This window comes from Streptomyces sp. FH025 (genome assembly GCF_017427025.1).
GTDB lineage: Bacteria > Actinomycetota > Actinomycetes > Streptomycetales > Streptomycetaceae > Kitasatospora.
Window position 1 is genome coordinate 1 of the sequence record NZ_JAFLNG010001177.1, and the last position, 1246, is coordinate 1246.

The 1246-nt window shown below is 76.3% G+C and carries 1 protein-coding gene; it reads right to left on the reverse strand.

Annotated features, from left to right (window positions below; translation table 11 throughout):
- A partial coding sequence (fxsT, locus tag J0670_RS38250; RefSeq protein WP_243438102.1) for an FxSxx-COOH system tetratricopeptide repeat protein occupies window positions 1-1246 on the reverse strand: 1246 nt, incomplete at both ends.

Here is a 1246-nt window from a genome sequence, read left to right on the forward strand (position 1 = left end):
AGCTCGCGGGCGGCCTCCAGCAGCCCCCGTTGGCGCAGGTAGCGGACCGAGGCGGTGATCCACCGCCGCACCTGCGGATCGGCGCTCTCCACCGCCCCGGACGGCCCCAGGTGCGGCAGCAGCGCCGCGAACCGGGGCCAGTCCTCCGACCGGTCCGGATCGCCGGAGCCGGTCAGCGCCAGTGCGCCGTGCACGGCGGCCCGGACGGCCGGCCGGTCGGCCTCGGCGACCTGGTCCCGCAGCAGCGCCTGGACGATCCGGTGCACCCCGAGCGTCCCGCCGCCCTCCGCGTCGTAGCGGACGAGGCCGTACTGGTTGACGGTCCGCAGGATCTCCCCGATCGCCATCCGCTCGTCCTCGCCCTGCGGCGGCCTGATCGCCCGGACGGCCGGTCCGCCGTAGAACAGCTCGACGGGGATGGCGTCCGGCCCGAGGAAGCCGCACAGCTCCAGCAGCCGCATCGCCGGGGCGTTGATGCGGCGCAGGTCGGCGCCCGCGATCCGGGCGGTGGCGGCGGTGGCGGTGGAGTACTCACCGGGAACGGGCCGGTCCAGGACCTCGGTGAGCGCCTCGCCCAGCATGTGCAGGTACGTGGCGGGCGGCATGGGCGTCTCCTGCAGCCAGCGCGCGGCCTGGCCGACGGCGAGCGGGAGGTCTCCGAGCAGTTCGGCGATGCGGTCGGCCTCGGCGTGCCGCATCGCGGGGTTGAACTGCCGCATCAGCCGGACGCTCTCGGCCCGGTCGAACACCTCGACCTCCACGCGGCCGGGGTGCCGCGCCCAGCGCCGGTTGCGCGAGGTCACCAGCACGTGCCCGTCGGCCGTCCCCTCGGGCAGCCAGGGGGTCAGGCGGTCCGGGTCCTCGGCGTTGTCGTAGACCAGCAGCCAGCGCCCGTGCGGCTGCCCCCGGTCGAGGTGGTGCAGCAGGCCGGCGGCGGCCCGCTGGACGTCCCGGTCGGCGGGCAGCCCCAGTTCGGCGGCGAGGTCGGCGAGTTGCTGCGGGACGCCGCCCGGCTCCTCCGCCCGGATCCACCACACGACGTCGTACGCGGCCGCGAAGCGGTGGGCGTACTCGGCGGCGGTCTGCGACTTGCCGACCCCTCCCATGCCGTACAGCACCTGGACGGAGCGGGCCCGGGCGGGAGTCGTGAAACCGTCCCGGAGGCCGTCGAGCAGTCGGCCCCGGCCGGTGAAGGCCGGGTCGCGCGGCGGCAGGCTGTGCACCACCGGGCGGCTGCCGGGGAAGC